This window comes from Actinocatenispora rupis (genome assembly GCF_016861975.1).
In the GTDB taxonomy this organism is placed as follows: domain Bacteria; phylum Actinomycetota; class Actinomycetes; order Mycobacteriales; family Micromonosporaceae; genus Actinocatenispora; species Actinocatenispora rupis.
Map to the genome: position 1 here is coordinate 1 of NZ_BOMB01000020.1, position 21056 is coordinate 21056.

23 protein-coding genes are annotated in these 21056 nt (G+C 72.8%); 12 read left to right on the plus strand and 11 right to left on the minus strand.

Going from position 1 to position 21056, the window contains the following annotated elements; translation table 11 throughout:
• From Aru02nite_RS36710 to Aru02nite_RS17535, 8 genes are all read left to right on the plus strand, one after another.
• Positions 1-744, plus strand: a 744-nt coding sequence (locus Aru02nite_RS36710) for a helix-turn-helix transcriptional regulator (protein ID WP_239076754.1), incomplete at its 5' end; no start/stop codon positions are given.
• Positions 741-1307, plus strand: a complete 567-nt coding sequence (locus Aru02nite_RS17505) for a LuxR family transcriptional regulator (RefSeq protein WP_203658795.1) — start codon at positions 741-743, stop codon at positions 1305-1307. The genes Aru02nite_RS36710 and Aru02nite_RS17505, both read left to right, overlap by 4 nt.
• A gap of 157 nt (positions 1308-1464) precedes the next feature.
• Positions 1465-2868 (plus strand): cytochrome ubiquinol oxidase subunit I, encoded by a 1404-nt coding sequence (locus Aru02nite_RS17510; RefSeq protein WP_203658797.1) that lies wholly within the window; start codon positions 1465-1467, stop codon positions 2866-2868.
• Positions 2869-2878: 10 nt separating this feature from the next.
• Entirely contained in the window at positions 2879-3883 is a 1005-nt protein-coding gene (gene cydB, locus Aru02nite_RS17515; RefSeq protein ID WP_203658799.1) for a cytochrome d ubiquinol oxidase subunit II, read from the plus strand.
• Complete coding sequence (cydD, locus tag Aru02nite_RS17520) at positions 3880-5502, plus strand: thiol reductant ABC exporter subunit CydD (RefSeq protein WP_203658801.1); 1623 nt, start codon at positions 3880-3882, stop codon at positions 5500-5502. The genes cydB and cydD overlap by 4 nt, the downstream gene beginning before the upstream one ends.
• A complete protein-coding gene (gene cydC / locus Aru02nite_RS17525) occupies positions 5499-7196 on the plus strand; it encodes a thiol reductant ABC exporter subunit CydC (protein WP_203658803.1) in 1698 nt (565 codons plus the stop codon). Before cydD ends, cydC begins: the two co-directional genes overlap by 4 nt.
• Positions 7193-7534 (plus strand): hypothetical protein, encoded by a 342-nt coding sequence (locus tag Aru02nite_RS17530; RefSeq protein WP_203658805.1) that lies wholly within the window; start codon positions 7193-7195, stop codon positions 7532-7534. Before cydC ends, Aru02nite_RS17530 begins: the two co-directional genes overlap by 4 nt.
• Positions 7535-7621: 87 nt before the next feature.
• Positions 7622-8365 carry a DinB family protein gene (locus Aru02nite_RS17535; protein ID WP_203658807.1) on the plus strand — a complete coding sequence of 248 codons (744 nt, stop codon included), beginning with the start codon at positions 7622-7624 and terminating at the stop codon, positions 8363-8365.
• A 41-nt stretch (positions 8366-8406) separates the two neighbouring features.
• Here Aru02nite_RS17535 and Aru02nite_RS17540 read toward each other — a convergent pair whose 3' ends face one another.
• The 4 genes from Aru02nite_RS17540 to Aru02nite_RS17555 all read right to left on the minus strand — a co-directional run bounded on the left by Aru02nite_RS17540 (position 8407) and on the right by Aru02nite_RS17555 (position 10673).
• Positions 8407-8871, minus strand: a complete 465-nt coding sequence (locus tag Aru02nite_RS17540; protein WP_275408660.1) for a P-loop nucleotide/nucleoside kinase family protein — start codon at positions 8869-8871, stop codon at positions 8407-8409.
• Positions 8868-9623 (minus strand): class I SAM-dependent methyltransferase, encoded by a 756-nt coding sequence (locus tag Aru02nite_RS37255; protein ID WP_203658811.1) that lies wholly within the window; start codon positions 9621-9623, stop codon positions 8868-8870. The genes Aru02nite_RS17540 and Aru02nite_RS37255 overlap by 4 nt, the downstream gene beginning before the upstream one ends.
• Before the next feature lie 11 nt (positions 9624-9634).
• Positions 9635-10150: a GNAT family N-acetyltransferase gene (locus Aru02nite_RS17550; RefSeq protein WP_203658813.1), complete on the minus strand. Its 516-nt coding sequence runs from the start codon at positions 10148-10150 to the stop codon at positions 9635-9637.
• Between the two features lie 67 nt (positions 10151-10217).
• A complete protein-coding gene (locus tag Aru02nite_RS17555) occupies positions 10218-10673 on the minus strand; it encodes a MerR family transcriptional regulator (RefSeq protein ID WP_203658815.1) in 456 nt (151 codons plus the stop codon).
• A 358-nt stretch (positions 10674-11031) separates the two neighbouring features.
• Here Aru02nite_RS17555 and Aru02nite_RS17560 point away from each other — a divergent pair, with 358 nt between their 5' ends.
• The 3 genes from Aru02nite_RS17560 (at position 11032) to Aru02nite_RS17570 (ending at position 13280) form a co-directional block, all read left to right on the plus strand.
• Positions 11032-11664 carry a phosphatase PAP2 family protein gene (locus Aru02nite_RS17560; RefSeq protein WP_203658817.1) on the plus strand — a complete coding sequence of 211 codons (633 nt, stop codon included), beginning with the start codon at positions 11032-11034 and terminating at the stop codon, positions 11662-11664.
• A gap of 13 nt (positions 11665-11677) precedes the next feature.
• Positions 11678-12646, plus strand: coding sequence for a tyrosine-type recombinase/integrase (locus Aru02nite_RS17565; protein ID WP_203658819.1), 969 nt, complete (start codon positions 11678-11680; stop codon positions 12644-12646).
• A 289-nt stretch (positions 12647-12935) separates the two neighbouring features.
• Positions 12936-13280: an RNA polymerase-binding protein RbpA gene (locus Aru02nite_RS17570; RefSeq protein ID WP_203658821.1), complete on the plus strand. Its 345-nt coding sequence runs from the start codon at positions 12936-12938 to the stop codon at positions 13278-13280.
• 78 nt (positions 13281-13358) lie between these two features.
• Here Aru02nite_RS17570 and Aru02nite_RS17575 read toward each other — a convergent pair whose 3' ends face one another.
• Positions 13359-13847, minus strand: coding sequence for an FxsA family protein (locus Aru02nite_RS17575; RefSeq protein WP_203658823.1), 489 nt, complete (start codon positions 13845-13847; stop codon positions 13359-13361).
• Positions 13844-15502 (minus strand): apolipoprotein N-acyltransferase, encoded by a 1659-nt coding sequence (lnt, locus tag Aru02nite_RS17580; RefSeq protein ID WP_203658825.1) that lies wholly within the window; start codon positions 15500-15502, stop codon positions 13844-13846. Before lnt ends, Aru02nite_RS17575 begins: the two co-directional genes overlap by 4 nt.
• A gap of 523 nt (positions 15503-16025) precedes the next feature.
• Here lnt and Aru02nite_RS17585 point away from each other — a divergent pair.
• Positions 16026-16394 carry a YrdB family protein gene (locus Aru02nite_RS17585; protein WP_203658827.1) on the plus strand — a complete coding sequence of 123 codons (369 nt, stop codon included), beginning with the start codon at positions 16026-16028 and terminating at the stop codon, positions 16392-16394.
• Between the two features lie 7 nt (positions 16395-16401).
• On the opposite strand, the gene Aru02nite_RS17590 is transcribed toward Aru02nite_RS17585, so the two are convergent.
• Genes Aru02nite_RS17590 through kamD form a run of 5 tightly spaced genes read right to left on the minus strand, consistent with a single transcriptional unit; the run spans position 16402 to position 21052 of the window.
• A complete protein-coding gene (locus Aru02nite_RS17590) occupies positions 16402-16899 on the minus strand; it encodes a DinB family protein (protein ID WP_203658829.1) in 498 nt (165 codons plus the stop codon).
• 32 nt (positions 16900-16931) lie between these two features.
• The gene (locus Aru02nite_RS17595; RefSeq protein ID WP_203658831.1) at positions 16932-18281 is read right to left on the minus strand and encodes a glutamate mutase L; all 1350 of its coding nucleotides are present in this window, start codon (positions 18279-18281) and stop codon (positions 16932-16934) included.
• Positions 18278-18661: a 3-aminobutyryl-CoA ammonia lyase gene (gene kal, locus Aru02nite_RS17600; protein ID WP_203658833.1), complete on the minus strand. Its 384-nt coding sequence runs from the start codon at positions 18659-18661 to the stop codon at positions 18278-18280. Before kal ends, Aru02nite_RS17595 begins: the two co-directional genes overlap by 4 nt.
• Positions 18654-19457 (minus strand): lysine 5,6-aminomutase subunit beta, encoded by an 804-nt coding sequence (kamE, locus tag Aru02nite_RS17605; RefSeq protein ID WP_203658835.1) that lies wholly within the window; start codon positions 19455-19457, stop codon positions 18654-18656. The genes kal and kamE overlap by 8 nt, the downstream gene beginning before the upstream one ends.
• Positions 19457-21052: a lysine 5,6-aminomutase subunit alpha gene (kamD, locus tag Aru02nite_RS17610; RefSeq protein WP_203658837.1), complete on the minus strand. Its 1596-nt coding sequence runs from the start codon at positions 21050-21052 to the stop codon at positions 19457-19459. Before kamD ends, kamE begins: the two co-directional genes overlap by 1 nt.
• Positions 21053-21056 lie beyond the last annotated feature (4 nt).

Genomic DNA, 21056 nt, shown 5'->3' on the forward strand with positions numbered 1-21056 from the left:
GAGGCGGACGGCGGGCTGCTGGCCTCCGCGCGGGCCCGGCTGGCGGCGCGTCCGGCGCGGGCCGCGGCGAGCGTGGCGGGCCTGCTGGACTGGGTGGCGGCGGAGGCGGCGTGGCTGGACGGCCAGCCGGAGCCGCCGGACGCGGGCGATCTGCCGGCGGCGCGGCTGCCGCTGCTGTCCGGGCTGAGTCAGATCACCGGCCGCTGGGTGGCGTACGACCGGTCGGCGAACACGCCCGTCGAGGCGCCCGACGGGGACGTACCGGCGCCGGTGGCGGCGACCCTGTCGGCGTGGCGGGCGGTGGGTACCGATCCGGGCCGGGTGGCGCAGTTCGATCCGGCGGCCTCGGCGTGGCACGACGTGGCGCGCCGCGAGGAGGTCCGTTGCCTGCTCGCCCACGGCCTGTACGCGACGGACGCCGCCGACGCGGTGCCGCCGCTGCTGCGGGCCGAGCAGCTCGCCGAGCAGGCCGGCCTGGTGGTGCTGCTGGGCCGCACGCGGCGGGCGCTGCGCCGGCACGCGGTACGGAGGGAGATCCGCGGCCCGCGCGCCGGCAGCGATCTGACCGACCGGGAGCGCGAGGTGCTGAAACTGGTCGCGCAGGGCGAGCCGACCCGCCGGATCGCGGGGCTGCTGGGCATCTCCCGGGAGACGGTCGAGACGCACATCCGGGCCGGTATGCGCAAGCTGGGCGCCAAGACCCGTACGGAGGCGGCCGGGTTGGCGTTGGAGCTGTTGTCGTGAGTACGCAGGGCCCGGACCACGCCCGCCCTCCGCGGTACCTGGTGGCCAACGCCGCGGAGGCCACGACGGTGCTGCGGCGACTGGCCCGGGCTGGCTGGCGTACCCGGGAGGGTTTCGCGCTGCCGGAGGCCGGCTGGGACGTGGCCGAGCAGGGGCTGGTGCTGTTCGGCCGGGTGCCGGACATGGACACCGCGGCGCTGGCGGTGTTGGCCGCGGCGCGCGGCGCGGGCGTGGTGGTGATCGGCGACGACCAGGCGGAGACGGGTCGCGCGGTGCTGGCCGACCTGTCGCGGATCGGCGCGGTGCTCACCGATCCGAACGCCGACCCCGCGACCGAGCAGGCCGCCGAGTCCGGTGGCGACGATCTGCCGCTGACCGACGAGCAGCGTCAGCTGCTGGACCGGCTGGGCGCGGGGGAGACGATCGCGGCGGCGGCGGAGGCGGAGTTCCTGTCGTTGCGTACGGCGAACCGGCGCATCGCCGAGGCGCGTAAGGCGCTCGGGGTGCGGACCACGCGGGAGGCGGTCCTGACGTACCTGCGGGCCACCCGCGGCGACGCCTGATCCTGTACCCCTGAGCTGGGGCTTCGGTGCGTCCACTGTGGACCTGAGGGGCCCTGCGGCCCAATGTGGGTGATCCCCCGACACTCGGTCTCTACGTCATGTAGAATCTTCTACGAACCGTAGAAGATCTTGCGTGGATCAGCGTCCGGGGGGACCTGTGGACCACTTGGAACTCGCCCGCTGGCAGTTCGGCATCACCACCGTCTACCACTTCCTGTTCGTACCCCTGACCATCGGGCTGTCGTTCCTGGTCGCCGGACTGCAGACCGCCTGGGTACGCACCGGGCACGAACGGTGGCTCAAACTCACCAAGTTCTACAGCAAGCTGTTCCTGATCAACTTCGCGATGGGCGTGGTCACCGGCATCGTGCAGGAGTTCCAGTTCGGCATGAACTGGAGCGACTACTCCCGCTTCGTCGGCGACATCTTCGGCGCACCGCTGGCCATCGAGGGCCTGCTCGCGTTCTTCCTCGAATCCACGTTCCTCGGCCTGTGGATCTTCGGCTGGGACCGCCTGCCCAAGCGCATCCACCTGGCCTGCATCTGGATCGCCGCGTTCGGCACCGCCCTGTCCGCCTACTTCATCCTCGCCGCGAACTCGTTCATGCAGCACCCCGTCGGGTACCGCATCAACCCGGCCACGCACCGCGCCGAACTGACCGACTTCTGGGCGGTCATGACCAACTCCACCAACCTGGTCACGTTCCCGCACACCCTCGCCGCGTCGTTCCTCACCGGCGGGGGACTGGTCGCGGCCGTCGCGTTCTGGCACCTGCGCAAGCGGGGCCGCGACGACGACCAGCACGTCGCGTTCCGGTCCGCCGCCCGGGTCGGGACCGTCACCGTACTGATCTCCGCCATCGCGCTCGCGGTCACCGGCGACATCCAGGGCAAGATCATGACCGAGCAGCAGCCCATGAAGATGGCCGCCGCCGAAGCCCTCTACGACACCGAACAACCCGCCTCGTTCTCGATCGTCACCATCGGCAGCCTCGACGGCAAACACGAGGTGTACGCGGTCAAACTGCCGCGCCTGCTGTCCTTCCTGGCCACCGGCCACTTCGACGGCAAGGTCCAGGGCATCAACAACATCCAGGCCGAGTACCAGAAGCTCTACGGGCCCGGCTCCTACACCCCGATCATCCCCGTCACGTACTGGAGCTTCCGGCTGATGATCGGCCTGGGCATGCTCGCCGCCCTGCTCGCACTGCTCGCCCTGTGGGCACTGCGCCGCGGCCGTACACCCCGCTCCCGCATCCTCTACGGGCTGATCCTCGCCATCCCGCTGCTGCCGCTCGCCGCGAACTCGTTCGGCTGGATCTTCACCGAGATGGGCCGCCAACCGTGGCTGGTGTTCGGGCAACTGCGCACCGCCAACGGCGTCTCACCCGGCACCAGCAGCGGCGAGGTCCTCACCTCCCTGATCGTGTTCACCGTCCTGTACGGGGTGCTCGCCGTCATCGAGGTCGGCCTGCTGCTGAAGTTCATCCGCCGCGGGCTGCCCGACACCAGCCCACCCACCGACTCCGGCACCGACAAGCCCATGGCCTTCGCGTACTAGAGGGGGAGACGTGACCCTGACCACCCTGTGGTTCCTGATCATCGCGTTCCTGTGGGTCGGCTACTTCGTCCTCGAAGGGTTCGACTTTGGCGTCGGCATGCTCCTGCCGTACGTGGGGCGCGACGAGACCGCCCGCCGCGTCGCCATCAACACCATCGGCCCCGTCTGGGACGGCAACGAAGTGTGGGTGATCGTCGCCGGCGGCGCCACGTTCGCCGCGTTCCCCGAGTGGTACGCCACCCTGTTCTCCGGCTTCTACCTGCCGCTGCTGGTCATCCTCGCCGCCCTCATCTGCCGCGGCGTCGCCTTCGAGTTCCGCGGCACCCGCGACGACCCGCGCTGGCGGGCCCGCTGGGACAAGGCCATCTTCTTCGGCTCCCTGCTGCCCGCACTGTTGTGGGGCGTCGCGTTCGGCAACATCGTGCGCGGCGTACCGCTCGACGCCCGACACGAGTACGCCGGCACCGTGCTCACCCTGCTCAACCCGTACGCGCTGCTCGCCGGGCTCACCACGCTGACCCTGTTCGCCACGCACGGCGCCGTCTTCCTCGCCCTCAAGACCCACGGCGAGGTCCGCGACACCGCCCGCCGCGCCGCCCTGCCCCTCGGCATCGTCGCCGCCGTCGCCGCCGTCGGGTTCCTCGTCTGGACCGCCGTCCTGCGCGGCAACCTCGCCAGCTCCCTGATCGCCGCCGCCGCGGCACTCGCCCTGCTCACCGGGCTCGCCGCCACCCGCGCAGGCCGCGACGGCATCGCCTTCACCGGCACCGCCGCCGCCATCGGACTCGCCGTGATCAGCCTGTTCACCGCCCTCTACCCGAACGTCATGCCCGCCACCGACCCCGCACACAGCCTCACCATCCACAACGCGTCCTCCACCCCGTACACGCTGCGCGTCATGTCCTGGGTGGCGCTCGTGTTCACCCCCCTCGTCCTCGCCTACCAGACCTGGACGTACTGGGTGTTCCGCCGACGCCTCGGCCGTACCGACATCCCCGGCGGCGATGCGGCGTGACACCCGTCGACCCGCGCCTGCTCCGGTACGCCCGCGCCACCGCCGGCCACCTCGCCGTCCTGGTCGCCTTCGGCGCCGCCACCGCAGCACTGGTCATCACCCAGGCCGGGCTGCTCGCCGACACCATCGCCGGCGTCATCGAGCACGGCACCACCCTCGCCGCGCTCGGTACCCCGCTCGTCCTGCTCGCCGCCGTCATCGCCGCCCGCGCCGTCATCGCCTGGGCCACCGAAGCCGAAGGACACCGCGCCTCCGCCCGCGTCAAGTCCACCCTGCGCCGCCGACTGCTCGCCCACGTCGTCGACCTCGGCCCCGCCCACCTCACCGACCGACGTACCGGCCGGCTCGTCACCCTCGCCACCACCGGCATCGACGCCCTCGACGGCTACTTCGCCAAGTACCTGCCGCAGCTGGTCCTCGCCGTCGTCGTCCCCGCCGCCATCCTCGCCCGCGTCCTGCCCGCCGACCCGATCGCCGCCATCACCATCGCCGCCACCCTGCCCCTGATCCCCGTCTTCATGATCCTCATCGGCCTCGCCACCCGCGCCGCCACCCGAAACCGGTACGACGCCCTCACCCGCCTCGCCCACCATTTCCTCGACGTCGTCGCCGGCCTGCCCACCCTCAAGGTCTTCGGCCGCGCCACCCACCAGGCCGACACCATCCGCCGCATCACCGACCGGTACCGAAAGAGCACCCTGGCCACCCTGCGTATCGCGTTCCTGTCCGCGCTCGTTCTCGAACTGATCGCAACCCTGTCCGTCGCGCTCGTCGCCGTCGGCATCGGACTGCGCCTCGTCGGCGGACACCTCGACCTGCGTACCGCGCTGCTCGTGCTGATCCTCGCCCCCGAGGCGTACCTGCCGCTGCGGGCGGTCGGCACCCACTACCACGCCAGCGCCGACGGGCTCACCGCAGCGGAGGAGGTCTTCACCGTGCTCGACACCCCCCGGCCCGACACCGGACGCGCCGCACCACCCGCCGACGTCACCGACCTGACCGTCGACGCCGTCACCGTCACCCACCCCGACCGGCCCGAACCCGCACCCGACGCCGCCAGCCTGCACCTCACCCGCGGCCACATCGTCGCCGTCACCGGCCCCTCCGGCGCCGGCAAGTCCACCCTCCTGTCGGTACTGCTCGGCTTCACCCCGCCCGACTCCGGCCGCGTCCTCGTCAACGGACACGACCTCGCCACCCTCGACCCCGACCGGTGGCGCCGACACGTCGGCTGGGCCGCCCAACAGCCGTACCTGTTCACCGGCACCGTCGCCGACAACATCCGCCTCGGCGCACCCACCGCACCCGACACCGACGTGACCGCCGCCGCCCGCGACGCCTGCCTCGACGTACCCCTCGACACCCCCGTCGGTGAACGCGGCACCGGGCTGTCCGCCGGCCAACGCCGCCGCGTCGCCCTCGCCCGCGCGTACCTGCGCCACGCCGACCTGCTGCTGCTCGACGAACCCACCGCCGGCCTCGACCCCGACACCGAAGCCCGCGTCCTCGCCCGCCTACGTACGCTCGCCGCCGGCCGCGCCGTCCTGCTCGTCAGCCACCGGCCCGCCGCCCTCGCCGCCGCAGACACCGTCGTCGACCTCACCCCGGCCCTACGATGAGCGGCGACATCCGGCACGTCCTACGCCTCGGCCGTACCGCCCGCGGCCGGTTCACCCTCGCCGTACTCTGCGGCACCGCCGCCACCGGCGCCGCCGTCGCCCTCGGCGGCACCTCCGCCTGGCTCATCGCCCGCGCCGCCCAACACCCACCCGTGCTGTACCTGATGGTCGCCATCGTCGCCGTCCGCGCCTTCGGCCTGTCCCGCGGCGTCTTCCGCTACGCCGAACGGCTCATCGGCCACGACACCGCCCTGCGCGTCCTCGGCCGCCTCCGCGTCACCGTGTACCAACGGCTCGCCGCACTCGCCCCCGCCGGCCTGTCCACCGAACGCTCCGGCGACCTCACCGCCCGGCTGGTCACCGACATCGACAGCCTCGCCGACGTGTGGCTCCGACTCCTGCTGCCCTACACCGTCGCCGGACTCGTCGGCGCCGGCACCGTCGCCTTCACCGCCTGGCTCCTGCCGACCGCCGGGATCGCGCTGGCCGCCACCCTGCTCACCGTCGCGCTCGCCAGCCCCCTTCTCGCCGGCCGGATCAGCCGACACGCCGAAGCCCGCATCGCACCCCTACGCGGCCGGCTCGCCACCCGTACCGTCGACCTGCTCGACGCCACCGCCGAACTCGCCGCACACAACGCCACCACCGCCGCGCTCGCCGACTACGCCGACACCGACCGCGACCTGGCCCGCGCCGAACGCCGCGCCGCCACCGGACAGGGCCTCGCCGCCGCCCTCGCCACCCTCGCCGGCGGCGCCGCCGTCTGGGCCGCCGTCACCCTCGGCACCCCCGCCGTACGCCACGGCACCCTCACCGGACTCCTGTTCGCCGTCCTCGTCCTCACCCCGCTCGCCGTCCACGAGGCGTTCGCCGCACTCCCACCCGCCGCCGCCCAGCTGCCCCGCCTGCGCGGCGCCACCCGCCGCGTACTGGCCATCATGCGCCGACCCGACCCCGTCACCGACCCCACCGACCCCGCCGACGACCCCACCCCGCCGTACCACCTGCGGTTGCGGGGGGTCACCGCCGGCTGGGACCGCGGCGACGTCCTGCACGACCTCGACCTCGACGTACCCGCCGGCGCCCGCATCGCCGTCACCGGACCCTCCGGCAGCGGCAAGTCCACCCTCGCCGCCGTACTCCTGCGCTTCTGCGACCACACCGGCAGCATCACCCTCGCCGGCACCGAACTGTCCACCCTCACCGGCGACACCGTCCGCCGGCACATCGGCCTCTGCGCCCAGGACGTCCACCTGTTCGACACCACCATCGCCGAGAACCTGCGCCTCGCCCGACCCGACGCCACCGACGACGACCTGCACCACGCCCTGACCCGCGCCCGCCTCGACGAGTTCGTCGCCGGCCTGCCCGACGGACTCGACACGTTCGTCGGCGAACACGGCAGCCGGCTGTCCGGGGGACAGGTGCAACGACTCGCCCTCGCCCGCGCCCTGCTCGCCGACCCGCCCGTACTCGTCCTCGACGAACCCACCGAACACCTCGACGAACCCACCGCCGCCGCCCTCACCCGCGACCTGCTCGCCGCCACCGCCGGACGTACCGTCCTGATGCTCACGCACCGGCGCGCCGACCTCGACGCCTTCGACACCGTGTACGACCTGCGTTCCGGCCGGCTCGTCCCCGGCGTGTCCACCACGCCCCACACCCACCGGGACCGTACTTTCGTACCGTGACGCAACCACAACGCTGCACCTGGTGCGGGGGAGAGCTACCCGCAGCCGGCAAACTCGGCCGCCCCCGCCGGTACTGCGGCCAACCCTGCCGCCAGCGCGCCTACGAGCACCGGCACATCGCCGACCGCGCCGGACTCGACGCCGACGCCGTCGTCGTCAGCGCCCGCGAACTCGCCGACCTCCAGGACCGGCTGTTCCAGCTGCGCTGCGCCGTCGAGGACGTCCAGACGGCCCTCGCCGAGGACGCCCCGCGCGCCGAGCTGGCCACCACCGTCGCCAACCTCACCGACAGCGTCGGCTCACTCGACCGGATCTGGGTATCCCCGCGCACCCACTGAAACGTCATATGACGAAACAAGCTGCCGGTGGCACCCGAATCGGGGGAGCAGCACGCACCACCCCGACCCACGTGACAGGCTGACCCGATGGTGGAGTACACCGGACGCGACCTGCGCGGATCCCACTTCCACGAAGTCGACCTCAGCGGCGCACGGTTCCGCAACATCGACCTGACCGGCGCACACATCCGCGGAGCCATCCTCACCGACGCCGACATCACCGGCGACCTCGACAACGTCCGCGTCAACGGCATCGAGATCGGCCCACTCGTCGACGCCGAACTCGACCGCCGGTACCCGGAACGCCGACTCCTGCGACCCACCGACGCCGACGGCTTCCGTACCGCCTGGGACGTCATCGAACGCTCCTGGCCAGCCACCGTCGACCGCGCCCGCCGGTTACCACCCGACGCCCTGCACGTCCGCGTCGACGACGAATGGTCCTTCATCGAAACGCTCCGCCACCTCGTGTTCGTCGTCGACGCCTGGATCAAACGCGCCCTGCTCGACGACCCGGACCCGTACGACCCGCTCGACCTGCCGCACACCGAGATGGCACCCGACCCCGCCGTACCCGACGACCCGGACGCCCGGCCCAGCCTCGACACCATGCTCACCCTGCGCGCCGACCGGACCGCCGTCGTACGCCGCGTCCTGGCCGAGCTCACCGACGAGCGGCTCGCCGGCACCACCGCGGCACTGCCGGCACCGGGGTACCCGCCGGCCGGCACCTACCACGTCCGCCGCTGCCTGCGCGCCGTACTCAACGAGGAATGGGAACACCGGCTCATCGCCGAACGCGACCTCGCAACGCTCGAATCCCACCGGTGACCGCGGCACGCGCCGTGCGCCGATAATCGACATTATGTCAACTAGCGAACGCCGTGCCGCACCCCCGGCGCGAACAGGGCCAGCTCCGCCGCATCCGGCGCCACGAACCACCCCGCGTACTCCGCCAACAACTCCGGCCCGATCCGTACGCCATCCACCCGCGCCGCCAACCGCCGCCGCAACACCGCCAACGGAGCATCCAGGAAACGCAGCTCCACCGGAACACCCAGCGACGCACCCAACCCGCGCAGCTCGTCACGCTCCACCCGCGCCCAGAACCCGAACTCCAGCACCACCGTCACACCCGCAACCGCCAACTCACCCGCCAACGACCGCAGCCGACCCTCCAACCGCGCCCGGAACGGCTCGTCGAACACGTCCACACCCAACTCGGCCAGCCACTCGTCCGGACACAACCGCACCGCGCCCGACTCCGCCAGCCGCCGCGCCAACGTCGTCTTCCCCGACCCCGGCAACCCGCACAACGCCACCAGCCGACCACTCACACCCGCACCGCCCGCACCAGATACGCCCCCGGCAGCCACCCCGCCGACCCGCCCCCGCCGTACAGGCCCGGCACCGGGTACTCGGCCAGCTCCACCAACCGCAGACCCGCCCGTACCAGAGCTGTCACCACATCACCCACCGGCCACAGGAACGACACGAACCGCGTCTCCGCCGACGCCGCCCCCGGCCGCCGTGACCCGTCCAGCGTCGCCACCGGAGTACCCCGGCCGAAGTAGTCGGTCACCGCCCGCAAGCCGTCCGGCCCGCCCGCCGTCGCCTCCCACACCGGATGGTGCTCCCACAACAGGAACACCCCACCCGGCCGCAGCCGCCCCGCCACCACCCGCGCCCACCGGTCCAGGTCCGGCAGCCAACACACCACCCCCGAACTCGCGTACACCACGTCGAAGCCGGTCAGCTCCGGCGGCAGGTCGTACACGTCGGCGGCGACGAACGTGGCCGGCAGACCCGTCTGCGCCGCACGCTCGGCCGCCAGACCCACCGCCACCGCGCTGATGTCCACCCCGACCACGGTCGCTCCCCGCGCCGCCCACGACAGCGACTCGTTGCCCGACGCGCACTGCAGATGCAGCATCCGCCGGCCCGTCACGTCGCCCAGCGCCGCCGCCTCCGGCCCGTCCAGCGTCGACCCACCGGTACGGAAGAACTCGGCCGGCTCGGGTGGACGGTGCGGCGCGATCTCGTCCCACGCCACCCGGTTACCGGCCGTGTACGCCCGCGCGGTGTCCATGGGTCGGGAGGCTAACCGCGCCCCGTTCCGGGTGCGAGCGGATTGTCCCGGCGCATGCACACCCGCAGGTCGGGGTCGAGGCCGCGATCGGCTTCGCTGAGCCGGATGCGGCGTAGTCCGGGCGTCAGGTCGGCGGGGTCGAGGATCCGGAACCCGAGCCGCTGGTAGTACGGGGCGTTGAAAGGCACGTCGCGGAACGTGGTGAGCGTCAGCGCCGGGTACCCGGCGGCGCCGGCGGTGTCGATCAGCCGCGCGCCGAGCCGCTGGTGGGCGTGGTCGGGATGGACGGACACCTGTTCGATGTGCAGGTTCCCGTCGACGGGCTCGGCGATCAGGTACGCGACGGGTGCCGGGTCGGCGGCGACCCAGGCGTGCCCGGCCCGCCGGTACGTGTCGAGTGTCTCGATGCTCGGCGGTTCGTCGTCGGCGATGTCGGTCATGCCGATGGCGGCGAAGTGGCGTCCGGCGGCGCGTTCGATGTCGCGCAGGATGGGCAGGTCGGCGCTGGTGGCGGGCCTGATGTGCATGCTCTCCCCTGGGTGGGACGGGCCGCCCTGTGCCCGTTTTGTGCGCATAATAACGCTTATGTGCGAATCAGGAGCTGGCTGATTCCGGCTCGGTCCCCCGCATCCGGCACACCTCGCCACCGGTCGTCGCCCCGCTCCACAACCGCCCCGCCGTACCCTCCGCCAGATGCTCCTCGTACACCCGCACCTTGTGGCGGATCATGTCCAGGCTGCGCGCCAGCTCCCCCATCCGCTGCCCGATGCGCTCCTCGTGCGCCCGCAGCAGCGCGAGCCGCTCCGACTCGTTGCCACTCCCCTGCCGTACCAGCTCGGTGTACCGGCGGATCTCGGCCAGCGGCATCCCCGACTCACGGAAGCTGACGCACAGGGCGAGCCAGTCGACGTCGTGCTCGTCGTACACCCGGCGGCCGTCGCTGCCGCGCCGTACGGGGGCGGCGAGGATGCCCTCCCGCTCGTAGAAGCGCAGCGCGTGCACGCTCAGCCCGGTACGTTCCGCGACCTGGCCGATGCTCATCCCCGTCATGCCCCGGATGCTAGCCGCGTCGCGCCGCCGTCTCCGGGCCCGGCCCGCCGCTGACCTCGTCGCGTACACGGGGGTTGGCGTCGCGGACGACCGGCCCGTCGTGGTCAGCGTTCCGGTCGGGTACATCTCTGCGATCACGTCCTCCGGGTTCTGTAGCTGTCCAACCGCGGCGCCGCCACGGCCGTCCCTGAGTACGTGCGGAGGGCGTTCTGGTCGGACGGGTCGTCTGGCGCTGCGCCGCCCTCCCCCGCCAGCCCGGAGGTGACCTACGCGGGGCGCCGACTCGCATGCGGGTCCGACGGCGAACCGTCCGGCGCGTACCGTGCGGCGATCGGGCGGGAGTACGGGAGGTTGGCGGGTGGTGCGGTGCCGGTGGCTGGGTGGCGGTACGGGTGTGGTGTTGCTGGCGGCGTTCGCGGGGTTGGGGGTGTGGGGCAGGCGTGGCCCGTTGCGTGTGGATGTCCTGGTGGCGTGGTCGGTGACGGGTTGGCGCTCCCCCGGCCTGACGGGTGTCGTACGCGGCGTGAACCTGGTGTTGGCGCCGGTGTTGGGGTGGGTGGCGCTGGGCGTACTGCTGCTGGTGGCGGTGTGGTGGTTGGCGCGGCGGGCGTGGCGGCGGGCGGGTTTCGTTGCGTTGGTGGCGTTGGGTTTCGTGGCCGTGTGGCGGGGCGTGACCGAGGTGAAGGTACTGGTGGGGCGGCCGCGTCCGGTGTCGTCGGGGTTCCTGGACCGGGTGTCGGGGTTCAGTTATCCGTCGGGGCATGTGGCGGCGGTGGCGTCGGTGTGTGCGCTGGCGGTACTGCTCGCGGTCCGGTGGCGGCGGTGGCGGTGGCCGGTGGTAGCGGTGGGTGTGGTGGCGACGGCGGTGACGTGTGTTGACCGGGTGTATCTGGGGGTGCACTGGCCGACGGACGTGGTGGGTGCGGTGTGTGGGGTGGCGGGGTGTGCGCTGGTGGCGGGCGCGCTGTGGTGTTGTCGTACCCGCGGGTGATCATGTCGGGGTGATGAGCATCGGGTCGGCGGTGGAGTCGTTCTTCGTGGCGCGGGCGCCGCGGAAGGATTCGCCGCACACGACGGCGGCGTACCGGCGGGATCTGGTGGCGGTGTCGCGGCTCGTGGCGGAGCGGGTGGGTCGGGATCCGGTGGTGGCGGATCTGCGGGCGGTGGTGTTGCGGGAGGCGTTCGCGGTGTTCGCGGCGGACCGGTCGGCGGCGTCGGTGTCGCGGGCGTGGTCGGTGTGGCACACGTTCTGTGAGTTTCTGGTGGCGGAGGATGTGCTGCCGGGTAATCCGATGTCGGGGGTGGCGCGGCCGCGTCGGCCGGACCGGGTGCCGAAGCCGTTGCAGGGTGACCGTACGCCGGAGGAGTTGTTGCGGGCGGTGGCGGCGGGTGTGCGGCGGGCGCGGGATCCGTGGCCGGAGCGGGATCTGGCCGTGTTGGCGGTGTTGTTGTTGACGGGTCTGCGGTCGGCGGAGTTGTTGGCGTTGCGGGTGTCGTCGGTGGTGGGGCGGCCGGGTGAGCGGCGGTTGTCGGTGCGGGGCAAGGGTGACCGGTTCCGGTCGGTGCCGGTGGAGGAGTCGCTGTTCGCGGTGGTGGAGGCGTACCTGTCGTCGCGGCGGGGTCGGTTCGGTGCGCGGTCGGTGGCGGGGTCGCAGCCGTTGTTCGTGGATACGGCGGGGTCGGGGTTGACGCGTTCGCAGTTGCGGTACCTGGTGGAGCAGTGTTACCGGCATGCGGGGGTCCGGGACCGGGTGCAGCGGGGTGCGTTGGTGCACGCGTTGCGGCACACGTTCGCGACGCGGTTGGCGGAGGACGGTGCGTCGATCACGGAGATCGCGCGGCTGCTGGGGCACAGTTCGGTGGTGACCAGTGAGTGGTACATCGAGTCGACGGGTGCGGCGCAGCGGGCGGCGGCGGGCGCGAACCGGACGTACCGGGTGTTGTCGGAGTTGGGGTCGGAGCAGGCCGGTTGACCGGGCGCCCGTGGTGATCATCACGTACTGTTAGCGCCGGTCGGTGTTCGCGGGGTGTGGTGTCCGGTTCGGTGTCGTGTGGGTGGCGCCGGGTGGGTCCGTCGTACCGGGTGGGTGTCGATCGGCTGGTCCGGTGTGGCCGTGGGCGCCGTTGAGGTGTCACTCTGGAGGGGGTCCGTGTCTGCGGGGCCGGCCCCGCTGTGGCCGCTTCGCGGCGGGCAGGGAATCATTCGACGATCCCGGTCGTTGGACCGGACGATTGTCACGACGCGGAGGGGAAGAAGCGACCATGGGCGAGCGGATGTTGCGCGGCAGCCGCCTGGGAGCCGTCAGCTACGAGTCTGACCGCAACACGGAGCTGGCACCACGGCAGAACCGTGACTACGTCTGCGCCAGGGGCCACCGGTTCACGGTGCCGTTCGCGGTGGACGCCGAGATCCCGATGACCTGGGAGTGCAAGTTCGACGGGACGGTGGCGAAGCTGCTCGACGGCGAGGAGCCGGAGCAGAAGAAGGCGAAGCCTCCGCGCACGCACTGGGACATGCTGCTGGAGCGGCGCAGTGTGGGCGAGCTGGAGGACATTCTGGCGGAGCGGTTGCAGGAGTTGCGGGCCCGGCGGGGTCGTAGCGCCTGACGCGGCACGACGGGCGTTGGTACGAAGCGGCGCCGTCCCGGATCTTTTCTGGGGCGGCGCCGCTTCGTCGTGTTCGGGTCAGCGGGGTTCGATGATCTCCCCTTCGAGGGGTACGTCGTCGCCGGCGGTGCTGCCGCTGGTGTGCCGGACGCGTACTTTGCGGGGGCCGAACATCTGGCCGGCGAGTTCGGGTGAGACGCGGCGGGTGATGACGCGTTCGGCGAGGCGGCCGGCGGCGGCGCGGACGGGTGGGATGAACAAGGCGGCGCCGGCGAGGTCGGTGAGGTAGCCGGGGAACGTGATCAGCAGCGCGCCGGTGAGGGTGAGGACGCCGTCGGTGGCTTCGGCGCCGGGGGCGCGGCCGGAGTCGACGGCGTCGCGGAACCGTCGCCATGCCCGGGGGCCGACCTTGCGCAGCAGGGTGGCGCCGATGAGGGTGGTGGCGAGCAGGATGAGCAGCGCCCAGCCGATGCCGATGAGCTGCGCGACGGCGAACAGTACGCCCAGCTCGACGAGGGCGGTGGCGACGGGCAGCAGCAGGGCGAGGGCGACGGGTCGCACGGTCACCTCCGGGTGGTTCGGTGCTTCCACCGTAGCCCGGCGGCGGCGAGCAGGGCCGCCCCGGCAGCGGCGGCGAGCACGATTTCAGGGATGACCCCGAGGCGGGTGGCCAGGGTCGTACCGGTGCCGAGGCGGAGGGTCTGCTCGATGACGGCGGGGGTGTTGAACCGGGTTTCGTGGTGGACGCTGCCGTCGGCGCCGACGAACGCCGAGACCCCGACCGTGGAGGCCATCAGCGCGGGCCGGCCGTGTTCGACGGCGCGCAGCCGTACCATGGCGAGCTGTTGTTTGGATTCGGCGGTGTTGAAGTCGGCGTTGTTGGTCTGCACGGTGATCAGGTTCGCGCCGTGGGTGACGGTGTCGCGGACGAGGTTGTCGTAGCCGACCTCGAAGCAGATGACGTCGCCGACGGTGGCGGGCCCGACGGTGAGGTTGCCGGTGCGGTGGCCGGGCAGGAAGTCGGAGCGGACGAGGTCGACCTTGTCGGTGACCTTGCGGGCCAGTGACCGCATCGGGATGTACTCGGCGAACGGCACGGGGTGCTGCTTGAGGTACATGGGCTGTTGGGGGCCTTTGCCGGGCAGCCATACGATGCCGGCGTTGCGGGCGTGGTCGCCGGGCCCGGCGAGGACGGCGCCGACGAGGATGGGGGCGCCGATGGCGTCGGCGGCGGCGGAGATCCGGTCGTACGCGTCGGGGTTCTGCAGCGGGTCGATGTCGGAGGAGTTCTCCGGCCAGATGACCAGGTCGGGCTGTTGCGGGGTGCCGACGACCCGGTTGGCGAGCCGGATGGTGGCGTTGACGTGGTTGTCGAGGACGGCGCGGCGCTGGGCGTTGAACTCCAGCCCGAGGCGCGGCACGTTGCCCTGGACGACGGCGACGACGACCTTGTGGCCGGCGGGGGTCGCGTCGGGGACGGCGAGGCCGGCGAGCGCGACGATCACGGCGGCGGCGAGCAGGGCCGCGCCGCGCAGCGCACCGGTACGGGTGGGCCAGGTGCGGCGCCAGGCGGCGGTGACCAGCAGTCCCCCGACGAGCGCGACGGTGAACGTGACCAGTGGCGCGCCGCCGAGTGCGGCGACGCCGGCGAGCGGCCCGTCCTGCTGGCTGAACGCGATGCGCCCCCACGGGAATCCGCCCCACGGCAGCCGGTCGCGCAGCGCCTCCTGCGCGACCCACAGGGTTCCGACGAGTGGCGCCCACACCCACCGGTACGTGTCGACGAGTGTGCTGGTCGCGGCGGCGGCGGCGCCGAGCAGCGCGACGTAGAGGGCCTCGAAGGCGGCGAGGACGATGGGCCAGGGCCAGTGGCCGATGACGATGCTGGTCCAGCCGAGCAGCGGGATGAACAGGGCGAGGCCGGTGACGAATCCGAGCAGCGCACCGGTGCGGGCCCGCTGCCGGTGGCAGGCGGCGGCGAGCAGGGCCACTCCGACCGGCGCGAGCCACCACTGGTCGTACGGGGGGAAGGCGAGGAGTTGGGCGAGGCCGGCGAGCGCGGCGGCGACCAGCGCGAGCGGCAGCGGCAGGCGGCGGGGTGCGGCCGGCGCCGGGCCGGCGTCGTCGGGCGGCGCGGCGTTGTCGCTGGGGGTGGTGGCCGTCTCGGAGGTGGTCACGGCATCGATTGTGCCGCACCGGGCGGGTCGGGCCGCAGGTCGCATGCTCGGCGCGGTGGGCTGTGGGGCCCGGTGTGCGCGGCGGGGTGCCGGTGCCGGGATGCCCGGGGACGGAAGAGGGGCGCGGCTACTGCCGCGCCCCGCGCTCCCAGGCCCTTCCCGGCCGGTACGTTCGCAGAACGTTCCAGACGACCTTCGGACCGACCCGGTGTGGACTGGATGCCCATCCGTGGCCGTTGTCTACTGGCCGTTTGTACCCCCCTGGCCCGTACCGGTACGGCGACCGGTTCGCTCGCCCCGCCGACCCCCGCCCACGTAACCTGGCCGCCGTGGTGACGCGACCTGTCACCACTTGCCCGCGGGCGGAGGGACGAAGTGAAGCCAAGCCGCCCCCCGAGGTAGGACAGAAGGCACGGTACGCACCCTCCCCCCGGCGCTGTCAACCGGTACCCCCGAATCCGCCCGGACGCGGCCGGGAAGTCCACCTTGCGCCGGCGTGTCGTGCCCTCGGGTGTGTCGGACCGTTCGGCGGATTGGGCCTGCTCGGCGCGTCGGGCATGCTGCCCGGGTGGCGGATGCGCGGCGGTGGGGTGCGGTGAACCTGGGTCTCCGGTTCCTCCTGGAACTCGTGTGCCTGGCGGCGCTGGTGTACTGGGGGTGGCGGCTGCCGGCGGGACTGCCGGTGCGGCTGCTCGCCGGGGTGCTGCTGCCGGTGGCGGCGGCGGTGTGCTGGGGGATGTTCGCCTCGCCGCGGGGCCGGTGGCTGACCGTACCGGGGCGAGCGGTGTGCGAGGTGGGCCTGTTCGGTGGTGCGGCGGTGGCGTTGGCCGCGGCCGGGCAGCCGGTGGCGGGTGTGGTGCTGGCCGTGGTGGCCGCGGCGAGCCTGGGGGTCACCTACGGGCTGCGGCAGCATCCGAGCCCGGTACGGCGCGGCTGAGGGCGGTCTACAGCTCGTCCTGGCCGAGTTCGACGCGGCCGTCGATCAGTTCGCGGGCGGCGTCGAGGTGGCCGAGGTGCCGGGCGGTCTCCTCGATCATGTGCAGCACGATGAACCGCAGGTCGGTGACGGTGTCGGCGTTGCCCTGGTTGTGCCGGCCGCGCGGCGGGGTGGACAGCGGCGTCGTGGCGAGCGTGGCGTTGGCGCGGTCGACCTGGTCGCGGTAGAAGCCGAACACCTTGTCGGCGGACCTGCCGCTGGTGAACGGGCCGTCGTCCTCGTCTTCCCAGGGCAGCGGGTCGGCGTGGCCGAGCAGTACCTCACCGAACCAGTGTCGTTCGGCGTGGCCGAGGTGTTCGATCAGGCCGAGCGGGGTCCAGCCGGACGGCAGGGCCGGGGTGGTGAGCTGGGCGTGGTCGAGGCCGTCGACGACGGCGAGGACCCGGCTGCGCTGGTCGTCGAGGAACCGGATCAGCAGCGCGTCGGCCGCGGAGTGGGAGGTCATGGCCGGCAGCCTCGCAGATGCCTGTGACGGTTTCAGCCGCCCAGATGGGCCTCGCCGAGCCGGGCCGCGGCCTCCGGGTGGTCGGCGGCGAGCAGGCCCATCGCGGCGAGCACGTACCGGTGGTCGACGACGGTGGCGGCGCGGGTGGGCAGCGGGTAGCCGCCGGCGTGGTCGGTGAGGGCGGCGGCCAGTACGGCCGGGGCGTGCGGGTCGTGGCGCAGGACGCCGCCGGAGCCGACGACCAGGCGTACCTGGCGCAGGTCGCGGCCGGGGCGGCGGCTGCCGTCGGCGCGGCGTTCCCCGCGGGCGTGGCGGCGCAGCGCGACGGTGAGGGCGAGCTCGGCGAGGTGCCGGTCGGCGGCGCGGTCGGTGTCGTCGGCGGGCAGCAGCCCGACGTCGGCGGCGCGGGCGTCGGCCGCGGCGGCCAGTCCGGGTTCGCGGTCGAGTTTCTCGGCGTCGGCGGCGGCGACGATGCCCGGTGCGTTCCACCGCATGCCGAGATCGCCCTCGACGGTACGGGAGCGCCACAGGGTGCCGGCGACCTCGCGGCGCGGGCCGGACAGTTCCGCGTCGGGGGTGAGCACCGAGTACACGTCGGTGGTGGCGCCGCCGATGTCGACCACGATGACGTCGCCGCGGCCCGGTACGTCGCCGGCGCCGTCGGCGAGCAGTTCCACGCCGGCGAGTACGGCGTCGGGGGTGGCGGCGCGGACCAGGGACGGGAAGCGCGGGCCGCGGGAGAGTTTCTTGCCGCCGATGACGTGGGCGAGGAACACCTCGCGGATCGCGGCGCGGGCGCCGGCCGGGTTGAGCTGCCCGATGCGGGGCAGTACGTTCGGCGCGGCGATGGCCGGTACGCCACCGGCGGCGAGTACCGCCAGCACCTCGTCGGTGGCGTCGGCGTTGCCGGCGGCGACCACCGGGATCCGTAGCCGGGTGCCTGCCAGCCGCGCCGCGTTGTGCAGCAGTACGTCGGCGTCGCCGCCGTCGGTGCCGCCGACCAGTAGGACGACGTCGGGGTGGGCGGCGCGCAGGGCGGACACGGCGGCCCGGTCGAGGCGGCCGGCGGCGACGTGCACGACGCGGGCGCCGGCCGACAGGCCGACCCGGTGCCCGGCGTCGGCGGTGACCAGCGGCTCGTACCCGACGACCGCCAGGCGCAGCCCGCCGCCGGCCGACGAGCACACGTACTGGCAGGTCAGGTCGGCGCCGGGCAGCGCGTCGGCGAGCCGGGACAGGCACGCGTCGTAGCCGTGCAGGACGTCGGTGTCGACGGTGGTGCGGTGCTCGGCGGTGGCCACCAGCGTGCCGGCGTCGACGTCGACGGCGAGCAGCTTGGTGTACGTGGAGCCGACGTCGCCGCAGACCGCGAGCCGGGTCACGGCCGGGGCGGGACGACGACGGTGCCGACGGCGGTGACCGCCACGATCGGCTCGTCGAGCGCCTCGGCCGCGCTCTCCCCCTTGTCCGGCCGGCCCCGGCACACCACCCGGGACACGAACTCGATGCGCCGCGACCGGCGGCCGGAGGCGACCAGCGTGGCGGTCACCTCCAGTACGTCGCCGGCGCGGACCGGGGCGGTGAACTGCACGTCGTCGTACGAGGCGAACAGGCCCTCGTCGCCGTCGGTGCGGATGCACAGTTCGGTGGCGACGTCGCCGAACAGGCCCAGCGAGTACGCGCCGTCGACGAGGTTGCCGGCGTAGTGGGCGTGCGAGGCCGGCACGTACCGGCGGTGGGTGACGGTGATCGGCTCAGGCATGGGTGCGCTCCCGGCGGCGGACGATGAGGGCGTCGACGAGGTAGCTGGCGACCTCGCCGGGGGTGGTGCCGCGGCCGAAGATGCGGTCGACGCCGAGTTCTGCGGCCATCAGTTCGTCGAAGCGGGGGCCGCCGGCGATCAGCAGTGGCCGCTTCTCGGCGGGGAACGCCTCCCGGAACGCCGCGGACAGCTCCCGTACGTTCGTCAGGTGCGCGTCGCGTTGGGTGACGACCTGGGAGACCAGGACGGCGTCGGCGCGTTCGGTACGGGCGTGCTCGACCAGGTCGGGCACGGGCACCTGGGCGCCGAGGTTCACCACCTTCATCTCCCGGTAGTACTCCAGGCCCTTGTGGCCGGCGGTGCCCTTGACGTTGAGGATGGCGTCGATGCCGACGGTGTGCGCGTCGGTGCCGATGCAGGCGCCGACCACCGACATCTTGCGCCGCAGCCGTTTCCGGATGGTCTGGTTGACCTGCGCGGAGGTCAGCTCGGGGAAGTCACGCTCGACGACCCGTACCTTCGACACGTCGACGAGGTGGTTGACCGTGCCGTACACGACGAAGAACGTGAAGTCGGGGCCCATCGGCTTGGCGTGCACGACCATCGCCGGGTCGATACCCATCTTCGCGGCGAGCTGCGCGGCGGCGCCCTCGGCCTTCTTGTCGTGCGGGATCGGCAGCGTGAACGACACCTGCACCATGCCGTCGCCGGTGGTGTCGCCGTACGGGCGGACGATCGTCGGCTGGCTTGCGGCGGGTGCCGTGGCCTCGGGCTGCGTGCGGTCGGCGCGTGCCATCAGCCCTCCTCCAGCAGTTCGGTGGCCGGGTTGTAGTAGGCGGCGTCCTTGGCGGCGACGCCGGACAGGCCCTTCCCGCCGGTCGGTGGGCGTTTCATGATGCCGAACGTGCCGGCGCCGATCGCGTCCAGCAGTCCCTGTTCGTCGATGCGTTCCAGCAGCGTGATGGCCTCTTCCAGCACCTGGTGCGCGCGGGACTGGATGAACCCGCCGGGCGCCGGTACGAAGTCCTCGGACAGGTTGCCGGCGGCGCCGAGCACGTACCGGACGTTCTGCAGGGCGATGTCGCGGTCGGAGATCCAGGGGGTGACGACGGCCTCGGTCATCATGCCGACCAGCAGGATCGACTGGCCGGTCATGGTGCCGGCCAGGTTGAAGAACCCGTCGAGCAGGTTGCCGCGGAACACGTCGCCGGTCATGTGCTTGGTCGGCGGCATCCACTTCAGCGGCGCGTGCGGGAACAGTTCGCGGGCCAGCAGCGCGTGCGCCAGCTCCAGCCGGAACGAGTCCGGCAGCGCCGGGTTGATCTCGAACGCGTGGCCGAGCCCGAGCTGCCAGTCGGCGAGCCCCGCCTCCTTACCGAAGTACTCGTTGAGCAGCTGGGAGACGGTGACGGTGTGCGCCTCGTCGACGGCGTCGGCGGTGGTCAGGTAGTTGTCCTCGCCGGTGTTGATGATGATGCCGGCGCGGGCGTGCACCTGCCGGGAGAACCGCTGGTCGACGAACGTGCGGATCGGGTTGATGTCGCGGAACAGGATCCCGTACATGGAGTCGTTGAGCATCATGTCGAGGCGTTCCATGCCGGCCAGCGCCGCGATCTCCGGCATGCACAGCCCGGAGGCGTAGTTGGTCAGCCGGATGTAGCGGCCCAGCTCCTTCGACGTGTCGTCGAGGGCCGCGCGCATCAGCCGGAAGTTCTCCTGCGTGGCGTACGTGCCGGCGAAGCCCTCGCGGGTCGCGCCCTCCGGTACGTAGTCCAGCAGGGACTGGCCGGTGGAGCGGATCACGGCGATGATGTCGGCGCCCTCCCGGGCGGCGGCCTGCGCCTGCGGGATGTCCTCGTAGATGTCGCCGGTGGCGACGATCAGGTAGATCCAGGGCCGTTGCGGCGGGTCGCCGAGCCGGGTGATCAGCTTGTCGCGGGCGGCGCGGGCCCGGTCCATGCGGCGGATGCCGCCGGCCACGGCGCGGCGGGCGGCGCGGCCCGCCGCGGTGGCGTCCTTGCCCTCGGGCACGGTGAAGGTGACCGACCCGGCCGCCGACTTCTGCGCCAGCAGCGTCAACGCCTCCGCGGGCGTACCGGCGGCCAGCCCCTCGGTACGCAGGGCGTGGAACACCGGCAGCGCCACCCCGGCGGTCAGGCCCACGTCCGCGGCGACCGCGTCGACGAGCCGGTTGACCCACGGGATGCCGTCGGGGTCGGCGCCGCTGATGCCGGCCAGCCGCAGCACGGCACGTTCCACCGACACGGTGGTGTGCTCGCGGGCCAGTTTCACCACCGGGCGCCCGGCCTTGCGGGCCAGCGACCGGGCCCGGCGCACCAACGCCGGGTCGAGGTCGAGCTTGCCCCGCCGGCCGCGGGCGGTCGTAGCCACCTTC

Excerpts from the sequence above, each read along its gene's own strand:
- cydC (WP_203658803.1), top strand. The coding sequence starts at position 5,499 with ATGAGCGGCGACATCCGGCACGTCCTACGCCTCGGCCGTACCGCCCGC.
- Aru02nite_RS17535 (WP_203658807.1), top strand. The coding sequence starts at position 7,622 with ATGGTGGAGTACACCGGACGCGACCTGCGCGGATCCCACTTCCACGAA.
- Aru02nite_RS37255 (WP_203658811.1), bottom strand. The coding sequence starts at position 9,623 with ATGGACACCGCGCGGGCGTACACGGCCGGTAACCGGGTGGCGTGGGAC.
- Aru02nite_RS17550 (WP_203658813.1), bottom strand. The coding sequence starts at position 10,150 with ATGCACATCAGGCCCGCCACCAGCGCCGACCTGCCCATCCTGCGCGAC.
- Aru02nite_RS17555 (WP_203658815.1), bottom strand. The coding sequence starts at position 10,673 with ATGACGGGGATGAGCATCGGCCAGGTCGCGGAACGTACCGGGCTGAGC.
- Aru02nite_RS17565 (WP_203658819.1), top strand. The coding sequence starts at position 11,678 with ATGAGCATCGGGTCGGCGGTGGAGTCGTTCTTCGTGGCGCGGGCGCCG.
- Aru02nite_RS17570 (WP_203658821.1), top strand. The coding sequence starts at position 12,936 with ATGGGCGAGCGGATGTTGCGCGGCAGCCGCCTGGGAGCCGTCAGCTAC.
- lnt (WP_203658825.1), bottom strand. The coding sequence starts at position 15,502 with ATGCGACCTGCGGCCCGACCCGCCCGGTGCGGCACAATCGATGCCGTG.
- Aru02nite_RS17590 (WP_203658829.1), bottom strand. The coding sequence starts at position 16,899 with ATGACCTCCCACTCCGCGGCCGACGCGCTGCTGATCCGGTTCCTCGAC.
- kal (WP_203658833.1), bottom strand. The coding sequence starts at position 18,661 with ATGCCTGAGCCGATCACCGTCACCCACCGCCGGTACGTGCCGGCCTCG.
- kamE (WP_203658835.1), bottom strand. The coding sequence starts at position 19,457 with ATGGCACGCGCCGACCGCACGCAGCCCGAGGCCACGGCACCCGCCGCA.